Origin of the sequence: Mesorhizobium sp. WSM3862 (genome assembly GCF_002294985.1) — a bacterium.
Lineage (GTDB): Bacteria > Pseudomonadota > Alphaproteobacteria > Rhizobiales > Rhizobiaceae > Mesorhizobium.
Genome location: NZ_NSGE01000002.1, coordinates 801,093 through 817,928, shown reverse-complemented (window position 1 = coordinate 817,928; position 16,836 = coordinate 801,093). Strand labels below are relative to the sequence as shown.

16 protein-coding genes and 1 pseudogene are annotated in these 16,836 nt (G+C 64.5%); 2 read left to right on the top strand and 15 right to left on the bottom strand.

Annotated features, from left to right (window positions below; all coding sequences use genetic code 11):
* Positions 1-54 precede the first annotated feature (54 nt).
* Both CK224_RS08265 and CK224_RS08260 read left to right on the top strand, forming a co-directional pair.
* The gene (locus CK224_RS08265) at positions 55-645 is read left to right on the top strand and encodes an amino acid synthesis family protein (protein WP_095781390.1); all 591 of its coding nucleotides are present in this window, start codon (positions 55-57) and stop codon (positions 643-645) included.
* A 32-nt stretch (positions 646-677) separates the two neighbouring features.
* Positions 678-1,593 (top strand): annotated as a pseudogene (locus tag CK224_RS08260) (glyoxylate/hydroxypyruvate reductase A); the annotation flags it as partial.
* Between the two features lie 554 nt (positions 1,594-2,147).
* Here the strand turns inward: CK224_RS08260 and CK224_RS08255 are convergent.
* The 15 genes from CK224_RS08255 to CK224_RS08185 form a co-directional block, all read right to left on the bottom strand.
* Complete coding sequence (locus tag CK224_RS08255) at positions 2,148-2,396, bottom strand: VOC family protein (protein WP_095781389.1); 249 nt, start codon at positions 2,394-2,396, stop codon at positions 2,148-2,150.
* 143 nt (positions 2,397-2,539) lie between these two features.
* Entirely contained in the window at positions 2,540-3,307 is a 768-nt protein-coding gene (locus CK224_RS08250) for an SDR family NAD(P)-dependent oxidoreductase (protein ID WP_095781388.1), read from the bottom strand.
* The gene (locus tag CK224_RS08245; RefSeq protein ID WP_095781387.1) at positions 3,304-4,269 is read right to left on the bottom strand and encodes a sugar kinase; all 966 of its coding nucleotides are present in this window, start codon (positions 4,267-4,269) and stop codon (positions 3,304-3,306) included. The genes CK224_RS08250 and CK224_RS08245 overlap by 4 nt, the downstream gene beginning before the upstream one ends.
* Before the next feature lie 21 nt (positions 4,270-4,290).
* Complete coding sequence (locus CK224_RS08240) at positions 4,291-5,277, bottom strand: ABC transporter permease (RefSeq protein WP_095781386.1); 987 nt, start codon at positions 5,275-5,277, stop codon at positions 4,291-4,293.
* Positions 5,274-6,305: an ABC transporter permease gene (locus CK224_RS08235; protein WP_095781385.1), complete on the bottom strand. Its 1,032-nt coding sequence runs from the start codon at positions 6,303-6,305 to the stop codon at positions 5,274-5,276. Before CK224_RS08235 ends, CK224_RS08240 begins: the two co-directional genes overlap by 4 nt.
* Positions 6,302-7,828 carry a sugar ABC transporter ATP-binding protein gene (locus CK224_RS08230; RefSeq protein ID WP_176477875.1) on the bottom strand — a complete coding sequence of 509 codons (1,527 nt, stop codon included), beginning with the start codon at positions 7,826-7,828 and terminating at the stop codon, positions 6,302-6,304. The genes CK224_RS08235 and CK224_RS08230 overlap by 4 nt, the downstream gene beginning before the upstream one ends.
* Before the next feature lie 67 nt (positions 7,829-7,895).
* Complete coding sequence (locus tag CK224_RS08225; RefSeq protein ID WP_210199647.1) at positions 7,896-8,897, bottom strand: sugar ABC transporter substrate-binding protein; 1,002 nt, start codon at positions 8,895-8,897, stop codon at positions 7,896-7,898.
* A 70-nt stretch (positions 8,898-8,967) separates the two neighbouring features.
* The gene (locus tag CK224_RS08220) at positions 8,968-9,627 is read right to left on the bottom strand and encodes an L-fuculose-phosphate aldolase (protein WP_095781472.1); all 660 of its coding nucleotides are present in this window, start codon (positions 9,625-9,627) and stop codon (positions 8,968-8,970) included.
* Between the two features lie 44 nt (positions 9,628-9,671).
* Positions 9,672-10,448 carry an SDR family oxidoreductase gene (locus CK224_RS08215; protein ID WP_095781383.1) on the bottom strand — a complete coding sequence of 259 codons (777 nt, stop codon included), beginning with the start codon at positions 10,446-10,448 and terminating at the stop codon, positions 9,672-9,674.
* A 200-nt stretch (positions 10,449-10,648) separates the two neighbouring features.
* A complete protein-coding gene (locus tag CK224_RS08210; protein WP_095781382.1) occupies positions 10,649-11,503 on the bottom strand; it encodes a GntR family transcriptional regulator in 855 nt (284 codons plus the stop codon).
* A gap of 70 nt (positions 11,504-11,573) precedes the next feature.
* The gene (locus CK224_RS08205; RefSeq protein ID WP_095781381.1) at positions 11,574-12,818 is read right to left on the bottom strand and encodes an MFS transporter; all 1,245 of its coding nucleotides are present in this window, start codon (positions 12,816-12,818) and stop codon (positions 11,574-11,576) included.
* Positions 12,815-13,267 (bottom strand): MaoC family dehydratase, encoded by a 453-nt coding sequence (locus CK224_RS08200; RefSeq protein WP_095781380.1) that lies wholly within the window; start codon positions 13,265-13,267, stop codon positions 12,815-12,817. The genes CK224_RS08205 and CK224_RS08200 overlap by 4 nt, the downstream gene beginning before the upstream one ends.
* The gene (locus tag CK224_RS08195) at positions 13,264-13,704 is read right to left on the bottom strand and encodes a zinc ribbon domain-containing protein (protein ID WP_095781379.1); all 441 of its coding nucleotides are present in this window, start codon (positions 13,702-13,704) and stop codon (positions 13,264-13,266) included. Before CK224_RS08195 ends, CK224_RS08200 begins: the two co-directional genes overlap by 4 nt.
* Positions 13,704-14,855, bottom strand: a complete 1,152-nt coding sequence (locus CK224_RS08190) for a thiolase family protein (RefSeq protein WP_095781378.1) — start codon at positions 14,853-14,855, stop codon at positions 13,704-13,706. The genes CK224_RS08195 and CK224_RS08190 overlap by 1 nt, the downstream gene beginning before the upstream one ends.
* Positions 14,852-16,798 carry an acetoacetate--CoA ligase gene (locus tag CK224_RS08185; protein WP_095781377.1) on the bottom strand — a complete coding sequence of 649 codons (1,947 nt, stop codon included), beginning with the start codon at positions 16,796-16,798 and terminating at the stop codon, positions 14,852-14,854. Before CK224_RS08185 ends, CK224_RS08190 begins: the two co-directional genes overlap by 4 nt.
* Positions 16,799-16,836 lie beyond the last annotated feature (38 nt).

The following is a 16,836-nucleotide window of genomic DNA, read 5'->3' as shown; positions in this document are numbered from 1 at the left end:
CACCGTCGTTGCTCATTAGGTTGCGCCACAATCCAGCGAACAGATGAGGAATCCATGGATCTCGGAGTGAGAAAGTTCTGCACATTCATCGAGGAAGTATTCGTCGAGGGTGGCAAGAAAGCCGACCAACCGATCTCCATGGTGGTGGTCGCAGCCGTATTGAAGAACCCGTGGGCCGGTCAAGAGTTCGTTGAAAATTTGCGCCCTGAGATTCTCCGGTTGGCGCCGGGTCTTGGCGCCGAAATGACCAAACGGTTGGTGGCGCTCTTGTCGGCGGATAAGGTTGAGGCTTACGGCAAGGCGGCTTCGGTCGGCGTCAATGGCGAGATCGAACATGCATCGGCGCTGATCCATACCTTGCGGTTCGGCAATATGTTCCGCACGGCGGTAAACGGCACGACCTATCTGAGCTTCACGAATACCCGCAACGGGCCCGGGGCCCTTATCTCCCTGCCGATGACCCACAAGAGCGAAACCGGCAAACGCTCCCACTTCCTGACGGCCAACTTCCAGGTTCCGGACGCACCCGGTGCGGATGAGGTGCTGATCGCCATTGGCGCCTGTGATGGCGGGCGGGCGCATCCACGTATCGCCGACAGGTTCCAGGACATGGCGGAAATGGAAGCTGAGGGGCAGGCACGCTGAGCTTCGTCTTTCGCAGCCCCCGGGGCGCCGAAATGACCTTCCTCTATGATGCCGATGCCGAACGCGGCGCCGAGTGGGCAGCGCTCTTTGCCGAACGTGCTCCCGAAATCGCCTTCCACTATTGCGGGGACGCGATCGACCCGCGTTCGGTCAAGTATCTTCGTCTGGCATCCGCCCACAGACATAAGCGCGAAGTACCCGAACCTTTAGGTACTGTTTTCGCTGGGAGCTGGGGGCGACCAGTTCGATTTCGACGCCTTGCCGGCCGGGTTGCCCGTCGTGCGGATGATCGAGCCGGGCATTTCCGACGCGATGGCAGAATACGTCACGCTGGCCGTACTGGCATTGCATCGTGATTTCCTCGCCTATCGTGTGCAGCAGGCGGGCGGCGATTGGCAGCCCTTGCGTTTCCGGCCGCCAGGTGCGTTGCGCATGGGCGTGCTCGGAACCGGCGTGCTCGCGAACACTTCACTTTCGGCGCTTCAGCCCTTCGGCTTTCGGTTGAACGCCTGGAGCCGTTCTCGCCAGTCGATTGGAGGCGTCGAATGTTTCGCCGGTAAAGCCGAGATGGATAAGTTCTCAGTCAGCGCGATATCCTCGTTTGCCTGCTGCCGCTGACATCCAAGACGGCTCGAATTCTGAATGGTGCGTTGTTCGCAAAACTCCCGCCCGGCGCGGCGATCGTCAACTGCGGTCGTGGTGGCCATTTGGTGCAGCCGATCTTCTCGTCGCGCTCGACAGTGGCAGCCTTTCCGGCGCAGTTCTCGACGTCACCGATCCGGAACCCCTGCCGGCCGATCATCCTTTGCGTCTGCATGAAAGAGTGCTACTCACCCCGCGCGTAGCCAGCATGACCCAGCCGAAAACGGCTGTCGAGGTGGTGATAACAATATCCGCCGGCATCAGGCCGGACAGCCACTAATCGGTCTCGTAGACCGCCACCGTGGACAAGCGCAAAAAAAGGGAGGCGCACCGGCGCCAGCTAGTTGGGCTGCGCGCCAGACGGACAGGGTTCTTGCCCGCTTGCATTGTGGCTGCTGCGAAAGGCTTGAATTCCGCCGCGGCGCTAAGTACGGCACAAGTCCATGGTTCCGCCGGGAGTATGCGAGGTGCCCGTCAACCCAAGCGCTTCGTTTTAGAGTAGGCCGGCGTCTTGCAATGGCCGGGGTAATAAATGCCAGGATCAAAGATCGTCGAGGAGCGTACGATCCTCACTTGAGGATAATGCCGCCACCGACAAAGCCCGACACCCTCCCCGCGATGAGCGAGTGTCCGCGCGATGCAGCAAGGGCCTCGCGAGGAGGGTCGCTGCCCGCAATAAATCGCTTAGCCGGTATGTGAGACCGCCGAAAGAGCGTCAACAACGCGTCGGAAGCGCGCAGAGTTCGGGCCACCCCGTCTTTGAGGGTCGTATTTGAAATGCATGAGCCTAAATTGCTAGCCGATGGAGCGAGGCAGCGGCCATCCTCAACAGGCGCCTCTCGGCTTGGGACCACAACCGGTTACTTTGGCGGCTGATGCAGTTCGATCGGGTTCCCGTCCGGATCGTCGATGATAATTTGGCTGCCGCCTGGCCCGGTTTCGACCGCGTTGCGGAGTGGTAGGCCGGCGGCTTTGAGCGCTTGGACCCGTCCTTCCATATCCTCGACATAGATAAGGATTCTGTTCCAGCCGCCCGGTTGCTGTTTCGCCCATCCGGCATCGGTCGCGCGCCAAGCGCGCTCGAGAAGTTCTTGCTTAGATGCTGCCATAGGAACAGTCCCCAGTCGCCCGCAACGCGATTGGGCCGAGTTTGGTTCCCATGAAAAGCTCGCCGTTGCTGAGCTAAGTAGCGGCATTCTCGACGCTTCGCAACGAAGCGGATGTGGCGACTGCGCGCCAGCTCAGCGAGTCGTCAGTGGTAGTAGATGCCGCCATCAACGTTGAGCGCCTGCCCGGTGATGAAAGCCGAAAGGTCCGATGCGAAAAACAGCACCGGTCCGACGACATCTTCAGGCGCGCCGAGGCGCTTCAGCGCCGCGACCTCCTCCCATTTGCGAATCGCGGCTTCACTGCCCAGATTGTTCTTGCCCATCTCGGTCAGGATGATGCCGGGGCAGATCGCATTGACGGTGACGCCGTCCATGCCGACCTCCTGCGCCAGCACGCGGGTGAGCGTTATCACCACCGCCTTGGTCGCCGCGTAGTGGCCCTGCGTCGGCACGCCCTGGCGGCCGGCGATCGAGGCGATGTTGATCACCCTGCCCGATTTTTTCGCGCGCATATGCGGCAGCACCGCCTGGCACATCATCAGCACGCTCTTGGCGTTGACGTCGAAATGGGCGTCCCAGTTCGCCTCGTCGAGATCCTGCAGCAGGCTGGGCTTGAGGATGCCGGCATTGTTGACCAGAACGTCGATGCTGCCCGCCTCCTTGAGCAGAGCCTGCGCGGTCGCCTCGACGTCCTTCTTCTTGCTGACGTCCATCATATAGACATAGGCCTTGCGGCCGGCCGCCTCGATCTCGCCCTTCGTCGAGTCGAGCTCCGCCGCCTGCGACGGCAGATCAGTGATGGCGACATCGAAGCCCGCTTCGGCAAGCCCGTTCGCGAGCGCCCTGCCGATGCCGCGGCCGGCGCCGGTGACGAGAGCTGTCTTGCCTTTGGCCTCAGGAAGAATGGTCATGCTGCTTCCACCTTTGATGTCTTGATCGGCAGTGCATTCATCGCCACGACCGTGTCGTCGAACGAAACGAGTTTGCCGTCGGAGCCGAGCCCCATCGCCACCTTGGCGGCGACCGCGCTGGCAAAGCGCGCTGACTGTTTCAGGTCCCAGCCCTTGACGATGCCAACTATGATGCCGGCGGTGAAGGAGTCGCCGCAGCCCGTGGTGTCGAAGACCTCGACCTCGAAGGCCGGCAGATGAAAATCCTCGGCATGCTCGGGCGAGACATATACGCCTTCGGCCCCAAGCGTGAGGATGCAGTTCTTCACACCCCTCGCCCGGAAGAAAGCGGCGACGCGGGCCGGATCGCGGTCATGCGCCATCTCGCCGGCCTCGTCGATGCTCGGCACGAAATAGTCGATATAGGGAAGGCACGGCTCGACCAGCTTCCACGTTTCGGGCGTCGCCTGGATGAGGTCGAAAGTGGTGACGCGGCCAAGCTCCTTGGCGCGCCTCAGCAGCCTGACGGTCGGTTCGCCGTCGAAACGCTTCAGCAGGCCGGTGCCGCCGACATGGACGACGGTCGCGTCAAGCGCCGCATCGAGATCGGCATCGGCGACTTCGAACAGGGTGGCCGTGCCCGGCACGTGCAACGCGGGACGTTCGCCGTTCGGCCGCACCGGCAGGATGGTGGATGAGGTCTGGACGCTGCCGTCGCAGCGGACAAGACTCGTCTCCAGGCCGTATTTCTTGAGCTTGGCGAGAAACCAGTCGCCCATGTCGTCGGTGCCGAGCGTGGTGACGGCGCGCGTCTTCAGGCCGAGGATGGCGCAGTCCATGCCGGTTGCGCCGGCTGTGCCGGCGACCGTCATGCGAATCTCCTCGATATAATCGGCGCGGCCGCCTTCGGGGATGCGCGAGACCGGCCGTCCTAATATGTCGAGGACGTAGAAGCCGATCGAGCTGACGTCGAATTGTGGCATGGCTGACTTGACCTCTCGAACTCAATGGGCGACGCGGCGCAGGCCGAAGCTCGCGGCCAGCACCAGGAAGACCAGCACGCCGATGCCGACCTGCTGCCAGTAGAAATTCCAGCCGACCAAAAGCAGCCCGTTCTTGACGATGGCGAGCAGCAGCACGCCGAGCAGCGTGCCGATGACCGAAGGCTTGCGTTCGCGGCTGAGCGTCGTGCCGATGAAGGTGGCGCCGATGGCGTCGAGCAGGAAGGCATTGCCGGAGAGCGGCACGTAGGACTTCACCGTCGCTGAGAGAAGGATACCGGTGACGCCGGCGAGCAGCGCGCACAGAACATGCACCATCGACAATTCGCGCGGCACGCGGATGCCGGAATACCAGGCCACGCCCGGCTGCGCGCCCATCGCCTGGACATAGCGGCCGAAGACCGAGCGATGCAGCAGGACATGAACCGCGACGACAAGGACGATCAGTACGATGACCGGCGTCGGCATCCCGAACAGAGCGGTGCGGGCGATGGCGTTGAACTGGTCGGCGGCATAGCCGCTCGTGAGATAGATCGGCTGGCCACCGCTGGTGGCGAGCTGCTGCGTGCTCTGGCCAATGAAGAGCACGCCGAGCGTCGCCAGGAAGGGGCTGATGTTGAGCCTGGTGATCATGATCGCGTTGAGGATGCCGACGATCAGCGCGGCGCCGAGCCCGCCCGCGACGCCGACCACGCCGCTGTAGCCGACGGCCAGAAGCATGACGAAGATCATGCTTGCCATGTCGACCGAGACGCCGACGGAGAGGTCGATGCCGCCCGACGAGATGACGATGGTCAGCCCCAGCGCCACGATCGCCAGCATGACGACATTGTTGACCAGCACGTTGAAGAGGTTGGCCGGTGTCAGGAAGGTCGGGCTCGCGATCGCGAAGAAGATGACGATGGCCGCGAAGGCGATGAGCACGCTGTATTTGGCGAGCACGCCGCGCACACTCACCTTGGCTGCGTTGTCATTGGCCGAGACGCTCATCGCGACCCCTCCGAACCGCGGGCAAAGGATGTGATGGCCACCACCAGCAGGATCAGCGCGCCCTGCACGCCGTTGACCCAGTAGCTGGAGACGTTGAGCAGTTGGAAGCCGTTGGCGAGCAGGCCGATGAACAGCACGCTGAGCAGCGTCCCGCCCATGGTCGGCACGAAGCGGCGCGAGAAGACGGTGCCGAGCAGCGCCGCCGCCAAAACCGACAGAAGCAGCTCGCCGGAGCCGGGCGTGCTGGCCGACAGGCGCGAGACGGTCAGGATGCTCGCCACCGCCGCGCAGAAGCCGCTCAGCACATAAGTGAAGGACACGTAGAAGGGCACGCTGATGCCTGCCGCGCGCGCCGCTTCCGGGTGTCCGCCGACGGCATAGAGCCTGAGACCGAACGACGTGCGGTGAACGACCACGATCATGATCGCGGAGAAGACGATCAGCGCCCAGGCAAGCGCGGAGATGCCGAGGAAGCTGCCCGACACCAGCACGCCGAGCAGCGGGGAGGATGCGCCGACGACCGTGTTCTGGGTGAGGGTGAGTTCCATGCCGGCCGCGACGTTGAGTACCGCCAGCGTGGCTAGCAGCGGCAGGATGCCGAGCCCGACCACGGCAAGAGCGTTCAGCGCGCCGACCGCCATACCGACGGCAATGGCCGCAAGCACCGAGAGGAAGTCTCCGTAGCCCATCGACAGAAGAGTCGCATAGACCGCGGCGCAGAGCCCCATATTGGCGGCGATGGAGAGATCGATGCCGCCTTCGGTGACGTCGGAGCCGCCGCCGATGATCACAGACGTCATGCCATAGGCAAGCACGCCCAGTATCGCCGACTGCTCGACGACGTTGATCAGGTTGAAGGTCGAGGTGAAGCCCGGCGCGAAGATGACGAAATAGGCCATGATCGCGGCGAAAGCGGCGATCGCGCCAAGCCGCACGACGAGCGCGCCAAAGCGACGGCCGGCGCTCTTGGCCGCGGCCTGCTTCTCGTCGGACACCGCGACTTCGGTGTGGAGAACGCTCGCGCTCATGCGGCCACTCCATCGGCGTTCGAGCGGGCGCCGGACGTAGCCGCCAGCAGCGCGTCGCTGTTCATCGCAGAGCCGGAGAAGCTGCCGGCAAGCCTGCCGCGATAGACGACCAGCACGCGGTCGCAGACGCCGACAAGCTCAAGCAGGTCCGAGGACAGAAGCAGGATCGCCGCGCCCTCGCCCGCCAGGCGGTTCAACAGATTGTAGATCTCGACCTTGGCGCCGACATCGACGGCAACGGTCGGCTCGTCCAGCACATAGACGCGCGACTGGCAGCTCAGCCATTTGGCGATCGCCACCTTCTGCTGGTTGCCGCCGGAGAGTTCGCGCACCAGCGCGTCGCGATGCGGTGTCTTGATCGACAGCTCCCTGATCAGACTGTCCACCGCCTGGTTTTCGGCACCACGGCTGACCATGCCAGTCCGCGAATAGCGGCGCAGGCTGGCCAAGGAAATGTTCTCGCGCACCGACAGTCCGAGCGCCACGCCATGGGCGCGGCGGTCTTCCGGCAGCATGGCGATGCCGTCGCGCACCGCCCTAACCGGCGTCGACAGCGACAGCTCCCTGCCCTCGACCTTGACCTGGCCGCCATCGGCGGTCTTGAGGCCGAACAGGCATTGCACGATTTCCTTGGCGCCCGAACCGAGCAGGCCGGTGAGGCCGACGATCTCGCCGGCTCGGACGTTGAAGCCGATATTCTCGAAACTGCCGTCGAGGCGCAGATTGGAAACCTCCAGCACCGGCGCGCCGAGCGTAACCGAGCGTTTCGGAAACATCTCGCCGACATCACGGGCGATCATCATCGCGATGATCTCGCCGATCGGGGTGTGGCGCGGATCGACCGTGCCGACATTAGTGCCGTTGCGCATCACGGTGACGCGGTCGCAGAGTTTTTCGATCTCCTGCATGTAATGGGAAATGAAGACCACGGCGATGCCGTCGTCGCGCAGCCGCCGCAGCACGTCGAACAGGCTGTCGACCTCGCGCTTGACCAGCGCCGCCGTCGGCTCGTCCAGCACCAGCACCGACGCCTTTTGCGCCAGAGCGCGCGTGATCTGGACGACCTTCTGCTGCGCCGTTGTGAGGTCCTTCACCAGCGTTCCGGCCGGCAGTTCCATGCCGAAGAAGCGCTTCAGCAAATCGGCCGCGCGGCGCTCCATGGCGCGGCGGCTGGCGAACGGGCCGAGGCCAATCTCGTGGCCGAGGAAGACGGCTTCGCCGACGGTCGCGGTCGGCACCAGCAGCCTGTCCTGGTGGATGAAATGCACGCCGAGCTTTTCGACCGAAGCCGGCGTCAGCGAACTGACGGTCTCGCAATTGATGACGATCGAGCCGCTGTCCGGCTTGATGATGCCGGCCAGCACCTTGATGATGGTCGACTTGCCGGCGCCGTTCTGCCCGACAAGGCCGAGGATCGAACCGCGCGCGATCTCGAGGTTCGCGTTTTCCAGTGCGCGCACCGGACCGAACCGCTTCGAAATGCCTGTCATCGATACAGCAATGTCACGCTTTGCTGTCTGCATGGCCGTCAATCCTGGTTGGATGTGACGGGCAGCCGATAGGTTTGGCTGCCCGCCGTTTCGTTCCGCCTTATTTAACGCCAGCCTTCTCGGCGGCGTCGAGGAACGGCTTTCCTTTTTCGGCGGCATTTTCCTTGTTGATCAGCACCGAAGGCACGAAAGTGAACGGCGGCACCTTCTGGCCGGCCAGATATTTGGCGGCGTTGTCGACCGAGGTCTTGCCGATCTCATAAGGCTGCTGCGCCGCGACGGCGCCGGCCGACGACTTCGGATCCGTCACCATCTTGATGACTTCCGGGCTGCCGTCGATGCCGTAGGTCTTGACCTCGTTGCGGCCGGCGGCTTCGACCGCCTGCGTGGCGCCGATCTGCGGCACGTCCCAGCAGGCCCAGACCGCGCCGATCGACCCCTTTTCGGGCGATTTGGTCAGCATGTCGGTGACGTTGGAATAGGCGCTCTGCACCGTGTTCGGGATGACGTCGCGCAGTTCGGGCTCGACGATCTTCACATCCGGGAAGGAGGTCAGCACATATTTCAGCTGGTCGTAGCGGATCTTGCAGACCGGCACGCTGTAGAAGCCGTTGAAGACCAGCACATTGCCCTTGCCGCCCATGTCGGCAACCATCTGCAATGCGATCTCGGCGCCGATATTGTAGTTGTTGGAGGTGGTGTTGTTGATGGCGTGCGGCGTCGCCGTATCGACCGTGAACAGCGGGATGCCGGCGTCGCGGATCTTCTGCAGCCACGGGTTCAACACTTCGAGGTTGCCGAGCTGCTCGATGATGGCGTCCGGCTTCTGCGCGATCAGCGTCTGCAGCTGCGCGATCTGCTGCTGGTCCTTGCGGCCGGCATCGAGCGCGATGACTTCGCCGCCGAGTTCCTTGACACGGTCCTGGATGCCGCGGAAGGCCATCAGGTCCCAATAATGGTCGGTGCCGATAGCGGAGACGCCGATGCGCTTGCCCTTCAGCGACAATTCCTCGGCGGTCGCGCCGGAGATCGCGGCCAGGCTGCAAGCCGTCGCCAACCCCAGAGCGAGCGCCTTGACGAGGCCTTTCATTGAATCGGTCATTTTCATTTCCTCCCTTGTTGATCGCTCCGGGCCTTCCCGGAGGATATGCGAAACACTGGATTGCTGCTCCTCAGGCAGCGGCGTCGTTGTCGCGCAGGCCGTAGCTCGCCATGCGCTTGATGACGTTTTCGATCTCCTCGTCGGACAGCACCGGCGGCTCGCCAATCTGCAGGGCGCCGTGATACTGGCGCGCCAGCGTCTCGACCTCGACGGCGAGCCACATCGCCTGGGCGAGGCTCGAGCCGACGGCGATCATGCCGTGCTGGGCAAGCAGGCAGGCCTTGCGGCCCTGCAGCGCCTCCACTGCATGCGCCGAAAGCTCAGCCGTGCCGAAGGTGGCGTAGGGCGCGCAACGAATGTTGCTGCCGCCGGCGACCGCCACCATGTAGTGGATCGCCGGTATCTTCCGGCCCATGATCGCGATCGTCGTGCAATAGGTCGGATGCGCATGGACGACCGCGTTGACCTCGGGCCTGGCCTTCATGATATCGAGATGGAAACGCCATTCGCTCGATGGCGGCAGGCGACCGTCGACCTCGCCGTCCCACCCCATGAACACGATGTCTTCCGGCTGCAGCGTGTCATAGGGCGTGCTGGTCGGCGAGATCAGCATGCCCTCGCCACGGCGGCAGCTGATGTTGCCTGATGTGCCCTGGTTGATGCCGAGCGCGTTCATCTCGATGCAGGCGTCGATGATGGCCTGGCGCATATCTCGGTCCGAAAAGGTCATGCGATATTCCAATCCTTGTCCGGCCCGTTTCCCGGCCAAAATCGTCACCCGGCCGTGTAGCCGCCATCGATCGACAGGATCGCGCCCGTCACGTAGCTCGAAGCCGGCGACGCCAGGAACAGAATCGCTGAGGCGATCTCCTGCGGTGTGCCCAGCCGACCCATCGGCGTCATGTCGATCCAGGTGTTGAAGAGTTCGGGACGCTCACGCATCTTCAGCGTCATCTCGGTGCCGACATAGCCCGGCGCCAGCGCGTTGACGCGCACGCCCGATTTCGCCCATTCGACCGCGAGCGCCTTGGTCATCATGTGCACGGCGCCCTTGCTCACCATGTAGGATGGCGCCGTCTGCGGGCGGTTGATGATCAAGCCCGACATCGAGCCGAGATTGACGATGGAACCCTTCTTGTGGGCGACCATCGAACGGCCGAAGGCGCGCGAGGCCCAGTAGACGCCGTTGACGTTGACGTCCATCACCAGGCGCCATTCCTCGTCCGGTGTGTCGAGCGCGGTGTTGAGGCGCGCGATGCCGGCGCTGTTGACCAGTATATCGACCTTGCCGAAATCACTGGTGATCTGAGCGGCCATCGCCTCGACGGCTTGCGGATCGGTAACGTTCAACACGCGGCCATCGACGCTCGCGACGCCCGCGGCCCTGAGCGCTTCGGCTGCGGCTTTCAGCCCATCCGCATTCATGTCGAGCAGGACGATCCTCGCGCCGCAAGTCCCCAGCGCCTTGGCGGCCTCAAGTCCGATCCCGCTGGCGCCGCCGGTGACGACGGCAACCTCGCCCGTCAGGTCGAATTGCGACCGGTAATCCATGCACGTCCTCCATCAGGACGGACTTGAGAGCGGGCAAAACTCCGCCCTCGCCGCCGAAGCAGCGCCGCAAGCCCACCTGTCCTGATAATGCCTCCGGGTCAGGCTCCTCCCGACCCCATGACAGGGACGTTACAGAAGCTTCCCGAGCCCGTCAATCTGGTTATAACCAGAAAACGGAAACTTTTTTGGAGGAGCGCAACTCAGGTTCGATCGACGCCGTTCACCGTCGTCGATGGCTGCTCGACCGCCATGTGGATGCGGGCGACAGAGGAGTTGTAGAAGGCCTCGTAATATTCGAGCGCCGCGCCGTCGGCGTCATAGGCGATCGACTCGATCTCGATCAGCGGCGTGTTGGCGGCGACGCCCATCTGCTCGGCCTCTTCCTTGGTGGGAAGGGCGGCGCGCAGCCAGCGGTCGGCGCGCTTCACCGTCAGACCGAACAAAGCGCGGATGGTGCCGAACACCGACTGGTTCTCCGATAGGATATTTTCCAGCCCCGGCACACGGTGCCCAGGCAGGCTGATGCGCGTCATGGTGATCGGCGTGCCGTCGGTCATGTAGACGCGGCTGATGCGGACGACGCTGCCGCTGGCCGGAATGCCGAAAACCTTGGACTCCTTTTCGCTCGGCGGGCAGCGGTAGACCTCCAGCGTGCGGGTCGAGACCTTGTGGCCCTTGGCGGTCAAGTCGTCGAACACGCCGAGATTGGCGGTCATGAAGTCGACATGCTCGCGCGGTGCCGCGACGAACATACCCTTGCGCGGCATCTTGATGATACGGCCTTCGTTGGAGAGCGAGCCGATCGCCGCGCGCACGACGGGGCGCGAAACGCCGAAGAAATCGCAGAGCGCCTGTTCCGAGGGAATGCGCGAATTGGCGGCCAGCAGGCCGGTGTTGATCGCCTCCTCGACCTGGTTGCGCAACTGCACCCAGAGCGGCGCAGCCTCATCCCGGTTGAGCTGGACTTTGGAGCCGATCGAGCGGAAGGCCTCGGCCGCTTCGGCGTCTTCCTGGTCGTAACGAGGACGCCCGCGCGTTCTGGTTGCTTGTTCCATCACCGGTCTTCAGGCTGCGGGCAAATGCCCGGATCATCATTTGCCGCGACTCAAGTAGCGGCAGCGGCTCCTAGCGGAGCCCGCCTGCCATTTTCTCGCTCTCCGGCAAGTTTCGCAACCATAGCATGGCGATCGCCCCCAGAAGCGGCCCGGGAACCAGCAGCAGGAAGGCCCAGCGCCAGCCGCCGATGAAGTCGGCGAAGCGCGGCGTCAGCCAGATGGCGAGCACAGTCAGCGCGAAACCCAGTCCCAGTTGCACCGACAATGCGGTGCCGACGAAGCGGCGGTCGGCAAGCTCGGTGACGGCGGCGGAGAACTGCGCCGAATCGCCCACAACCGAAACGCCCCAGACGATCGCCACCAACATGAACAGCCATAGCGGGCCGGTGAAGAGAAAGCCCATCAGCAGCGCGCAGCCGCCCGAGACGAGCATCATGCCGGCGGTGGTGGCAGTGCGGCCGATGCGGTCCGACAGATAGCCGCCGAGCAGGCAGCCGAGGATGCCGGACGCCACGACAAGGAAGGTCGAGAGCGAAGCAGTTGCGGCAGTCCCGATCGCCTGCGCTTCGAAAGCGGCGCGCGTGTAGGCAAGCAACCAGGCCCACATGGCGTAGAGTTCCCACATGTGGCCGAGGTAACCGAGATTGGAGAGGAGCAGCGGCTTTTCACGGAACACCCGGCCGATGCGCGAGGGTTCGAAGATAGCCTTGCCAAAGGGATAGGGTCCTTCCCTGGCAAAGAGCAGGAAAAGCAGCGCGCCCGCCGCCGTTGCGACGCTGGCGGCCGCGACCACCGGCCGCCAGTCGAGCGCGGTCAGGACAGCGCGAAAGAGATGCGGCAGCGCCGAGCCGATGGTGAGCGCGCCGATGACTGCGCCGAGCGCCAGCCCCCGGTCGCGCGTGAACCAGGTGGCGACCAGCTTAAGCGCCGGCGGATAGACGCCGGCAAGCGCTGCGCCGGTGACAATACGCGCGGCGATCACGCCGCCCGGCCCGAGATGAAACAGCAGGCTCGCATTGGCGAGCGCGGCGACAAAAGCGGCGGCCGCCATCAGGCGGCTGAGCCGGACAAGATCGGGAAGGTTGACCAGGCTCGCCGCTAGTGCTCCGATGACGAAACCGACCTGGACGCCATTGGTCAGCCACGCCTCAGCGCTCGCGCTCAGCGCCAATTCCTGCTTCAGTTCGGGAAGTATCGCAGTCGCCGAAAACCAGGTTGTCAGCGACAAGACGACCGCGAGGCAAAGCAGCGACAGCACGCGCCAACGCTCGCTGTCGGCCGCCATATCAAGCCGGCCGCCACCGATCGTGCTCATGCGCCTTGGAGCGGAACGGTGAACACCGTGGCGGTGCCGACGAGGCAAAGCTCGCCCTGGCGGTTGCGCACGCTGGTCTCGATCTTGCAGATCGGCTTGTCGGGACGCACTTCCTTGACCTCCACGCGACCGGTGATCTCCTCGTCAACGCCGACCGCCTTGACGAACTTCCAGGCCACTTCGAGGAACACAGTTCCGGGGCCGGGCAAGTCCTCGGCGACCAGCGCGTTGAGGATGCCGGAGGTGACGCCGCCCTGGACGATCAGCTTGCCGAATACCGACTTCTCGGCCAGCGCGCGGTCGTAATGCAGCGGGTTGCGATCGCCGGTGATGTCGGTGAAGGCCTCGATGTCGCTCATCCGCGTGCGCCGCGTGCGCTCGGCGAAGGACCCGACCTGCGGACGACCTTTCACGACCCCCATCCAACCGTCTTTCGTCTCGGTGCTCATTTAGGCTTCTCCTCTTGTCCGGGTTCGACTGGTTTGAAGGCCGGCAGGACACGGCCGCCGATGGCGGTCGGCGCAAACAGCAGCATGGCCCCGATCTGTAGCGGCCGTGTGCCGGCCAGGATGAAGCTCAGCATCGTCGAGCCTTCGACCAATTCGACCAGGCCGACCACATAAGGTGCGGCAGGCAGCCAGCCGGGATGGCCCGGCTTATGCACCTCCGAAAAGGATTTGAGCCGCCCCCTGCCCGATGCGTCTTTCCAGAGCAGCCGCTTGCTCCAGCAATGCGGGCAGATCGGGCGCGGATAGAAGATGGCCTTGCCGCAGTCCTCGCAGTGCTGGATGGTCAGCCGTCCTTCGGCGGAGGCATCCCAGAATGGCTTGGTCTGCGCGGTGATCGTTGGACCGGGGATTTTCAGCGTGTTGAGATCGATGGCCATCAAGCGGCTCCCAATACGAGCGCGGTGGCTTCGCTCATCGTCGCGCCATTGCCGGTGACCAGCGCGAGCCCCGCCTTGCCGATCTGGCGCTCGCCCGCCTCGCCCCGCAATTGACGCACCGCCTCGACGACATGGGTCATGCCGCCGGCAAGGTCGGGTTGGCCGAAGCCGAGCTGGCCGCCATGGGTGTTGAGCGGCTTGTCGCCCTTGTGGGAAAGGTCGTGATCGCAGAGCCACGCGCCGAACTGGCCCGGCGCGCAGAGGCCGGCATCCTCGACCGTGGTCGCGACCATGATCGTGTAGCAATCGTAGAGCGACAGAAGGTCCATCGCATCGGCATCTGTGCCGGACTGATGGAAGGCCCGCGCCATGGCGCTCTTCAGCGGACCGGAGGTGAGGCTCGGCGCCTGGCTGACGGCGCGGTGCGTGACTTTCTCGCCGGCGCCGAGCAGATGGACAGGCGGCTTGCGCAGCGAGCGCGCGCGATCGGCCGAGGTGACAACGACCGCTTCGCCGCCGGCGACCGGCATGACGATTTCGAGCAGATGCAGCGGCGAGGCGATCATCGGCGAGGCAAGGACCGCATCGACATCAGCAACCTTGCCGTAGAAGATGGCGTCGGGATTGAGCTGGGCGTTGGCGAGGGCCGCCGCGGCGATCGCGGCGAAATCAGGTGCAGTCGAGCCGTATTCCGCCATATGCGCCTGCATCAGCAGCGCGTAGGAAATGTTGGCGCCCGAGGCGCCGAAGGGCACGTCGAACTCGCGGATCGGATTGCGGTTGGGAGAACGGGGCGCCGTCTCCTCGCGGTTGTTGGCGAGCACGCACAGCACCGTCTCGCACATGCCGGCCTCGATCGCGGCCGCGGCGCGCCAGACCATGCCGGCGCCGGAAGCGCCGCCAAGGTCGACGACATTGGCCATGGTCGGCGCGAGGCCGAGATATTCGGCGATCGTCGCCGGAACATGCTGCGGCGTCTCGCCGACCTGCGGCCCGACGAGCAGCCCGTCGATCGCCGCCGGCTCCAGCCCGGCGTCGAGCACCGCCAGGCGCGATACCTCGGCGATCATTTGCAGCGTCGTCACGCCTTGCGTCAGTCGCTGCGGCTTCAATTCGCCGATGCCCACGATCGATCCCTTCGACCGGCTCATGCCGCCTTGCTCCGGTCGAGCACACGGTATTCATCCAGGCAGGCGGGATTTGCGAGTGAGGCCATGTTCTTAACCGGCTTGCCCTCGAGTGTGGTGCGCGCGGCACCCTCCACCCTTTTGCCGTTCAGCGTATAGGGCACGGCTTGCACTGCATGGATGCGATGCGGCACGTGGCGCGGCGAAGCGCCTTCGCGGATCGCTTTGCGGATTTTCGCGGCAAGTTCGGGAGTCAGCATAAAACCGCCGTTGAGCTTGACGCAGAGCACGATCTCTTCGTCGCCCTCGAAGGGCGCGCCAAAGACCAGGCAATCCTCGATCTCGGGAAAGTTCTCGCACGCCGCGTAGATCTCGGCCGTGCCGATGCGGACGCCGCCGGGCTTCAGCGTCGTGTCCGAGCGGCCGTGGATGACTCCAGAGCCGTAAGCCGTCATCTCGGCGACGTCGCCATGCGTCCAGATTTCGCGGCGCGCGGCGAAATAGGTGGCGTGATAACGCGCGTCGCCGTCCTTGCCCCAGAAGGTCAGCGGCATGGACGGGAACGGCTCGGTGCAGACGAGATCGCCCTGGCGGCCGATGACCGGCGCATTGCGCTCGTCCATAACAGCCACCGCGAGACCAAGCCCCTTCACGGTCAGCTCGCCGCGCCGCACGGGATGGAGCGGCGAGCCCAGCAGGAAGCAGCCGATGATCTCGGTGCCGCCCGAGATCGACGCGAAGATCATGTCGCGCTTCACATGCTCGTAGACCCAGTCGAACTGGCCGGGAGAGACCGGCGCGCCAGCCGACAGCAGCGAGCGCAGCGACGACAGATCGTGCAAGCGTCCCGGCGTGTAGTTTTCAGCAGCAAGCGTGGCCAGATATTTGGGGCTGGTGCCGAAATGCGTGACCTTGGCGCGCTCCGCCATCGTCCAGAGCGGGCTGGGGTCGCGGCCCCCAGCCGTCTTCAGGATCGGCGCGCCGTCATAGAGCACCACGGTGGCGCCGCAGGCGAAGCCCGAGATTAGCCAGTGATACATCATCCAGGCGGTGTTGGTGTACCAGCTCATGACGTCGCCCGGGCGAACATCGCCATGCAGCAGGTGTTCCTTGAGATGCTGGAGCAGCACGCCGCCGGCGCGGTGGACGATCGCCTTCGGCGCGCCTGTCGTGCCGGAGGTGTAGAGCACATACGCCGGATGGTCGAAGGACACGCGCTCGAAGGCGAGCGGGGCGTCGCTACCGAAATCGCCGAACGAAATGCAATCCGCCGCGCAGTCGGGCCTAGCGCCAGCTTCGCCGGTCAGCACCAGCGTCGTCACACCCGGCATCGCGGCGATGATCTCGGCCAGCCTGCCTGAGATGTCATGCTCCTTGCCCGCATAGCGGTAGCGCGACGCTGCGAACAGCACTTTGACGCCGATCTGTCCGAGGCGGTCGACGATCGCGGCGGCGCCGAAATCCGGCGAGCAGGACGACCAGACAGCGCCGACCGACAGCGCCGCCAGCAACGCCACGAGCCCTTCGACACGATTGGGCATGATGCCGCCGACGCAGTCGCCCTTGCCAACGCCGGCCGAGCGCAGGCCATGCGCCGTCCTGGCGACGAGCCGGCGCAGTTCGCCCCGTGTTATGGTGCGGAAATGGCCGCTCTCGTCGGCCTCCATGAGAGCCACCCTCTTCTCATCGCCGCGCAGCAGGTTTTCCGCGAGATTGAGTGTCGCTTCCGGCAGGAAACGGCTCCCGGTCATCGGCGCATTGTCATCGCGCAGGAACGAGATCGCGCCAGCTTCGCCGATCACCCCGGCGAAATCCCACACCGCGCGCCAGAACGCGCCGGGGTCGCCGATCGACCAGCGATGCAGCGTCTCGTAGTCGTGCGGGTCGAAGCCGTTGGCCAACGAAAAGCGCGCAAGATTGGACGATTGGAACGCGGCCGGCGCCGGCGTCCAAAGCACGGATGACATGGATTTCCTCCCGCAATGCAGGTCGACTCGATGCCGCG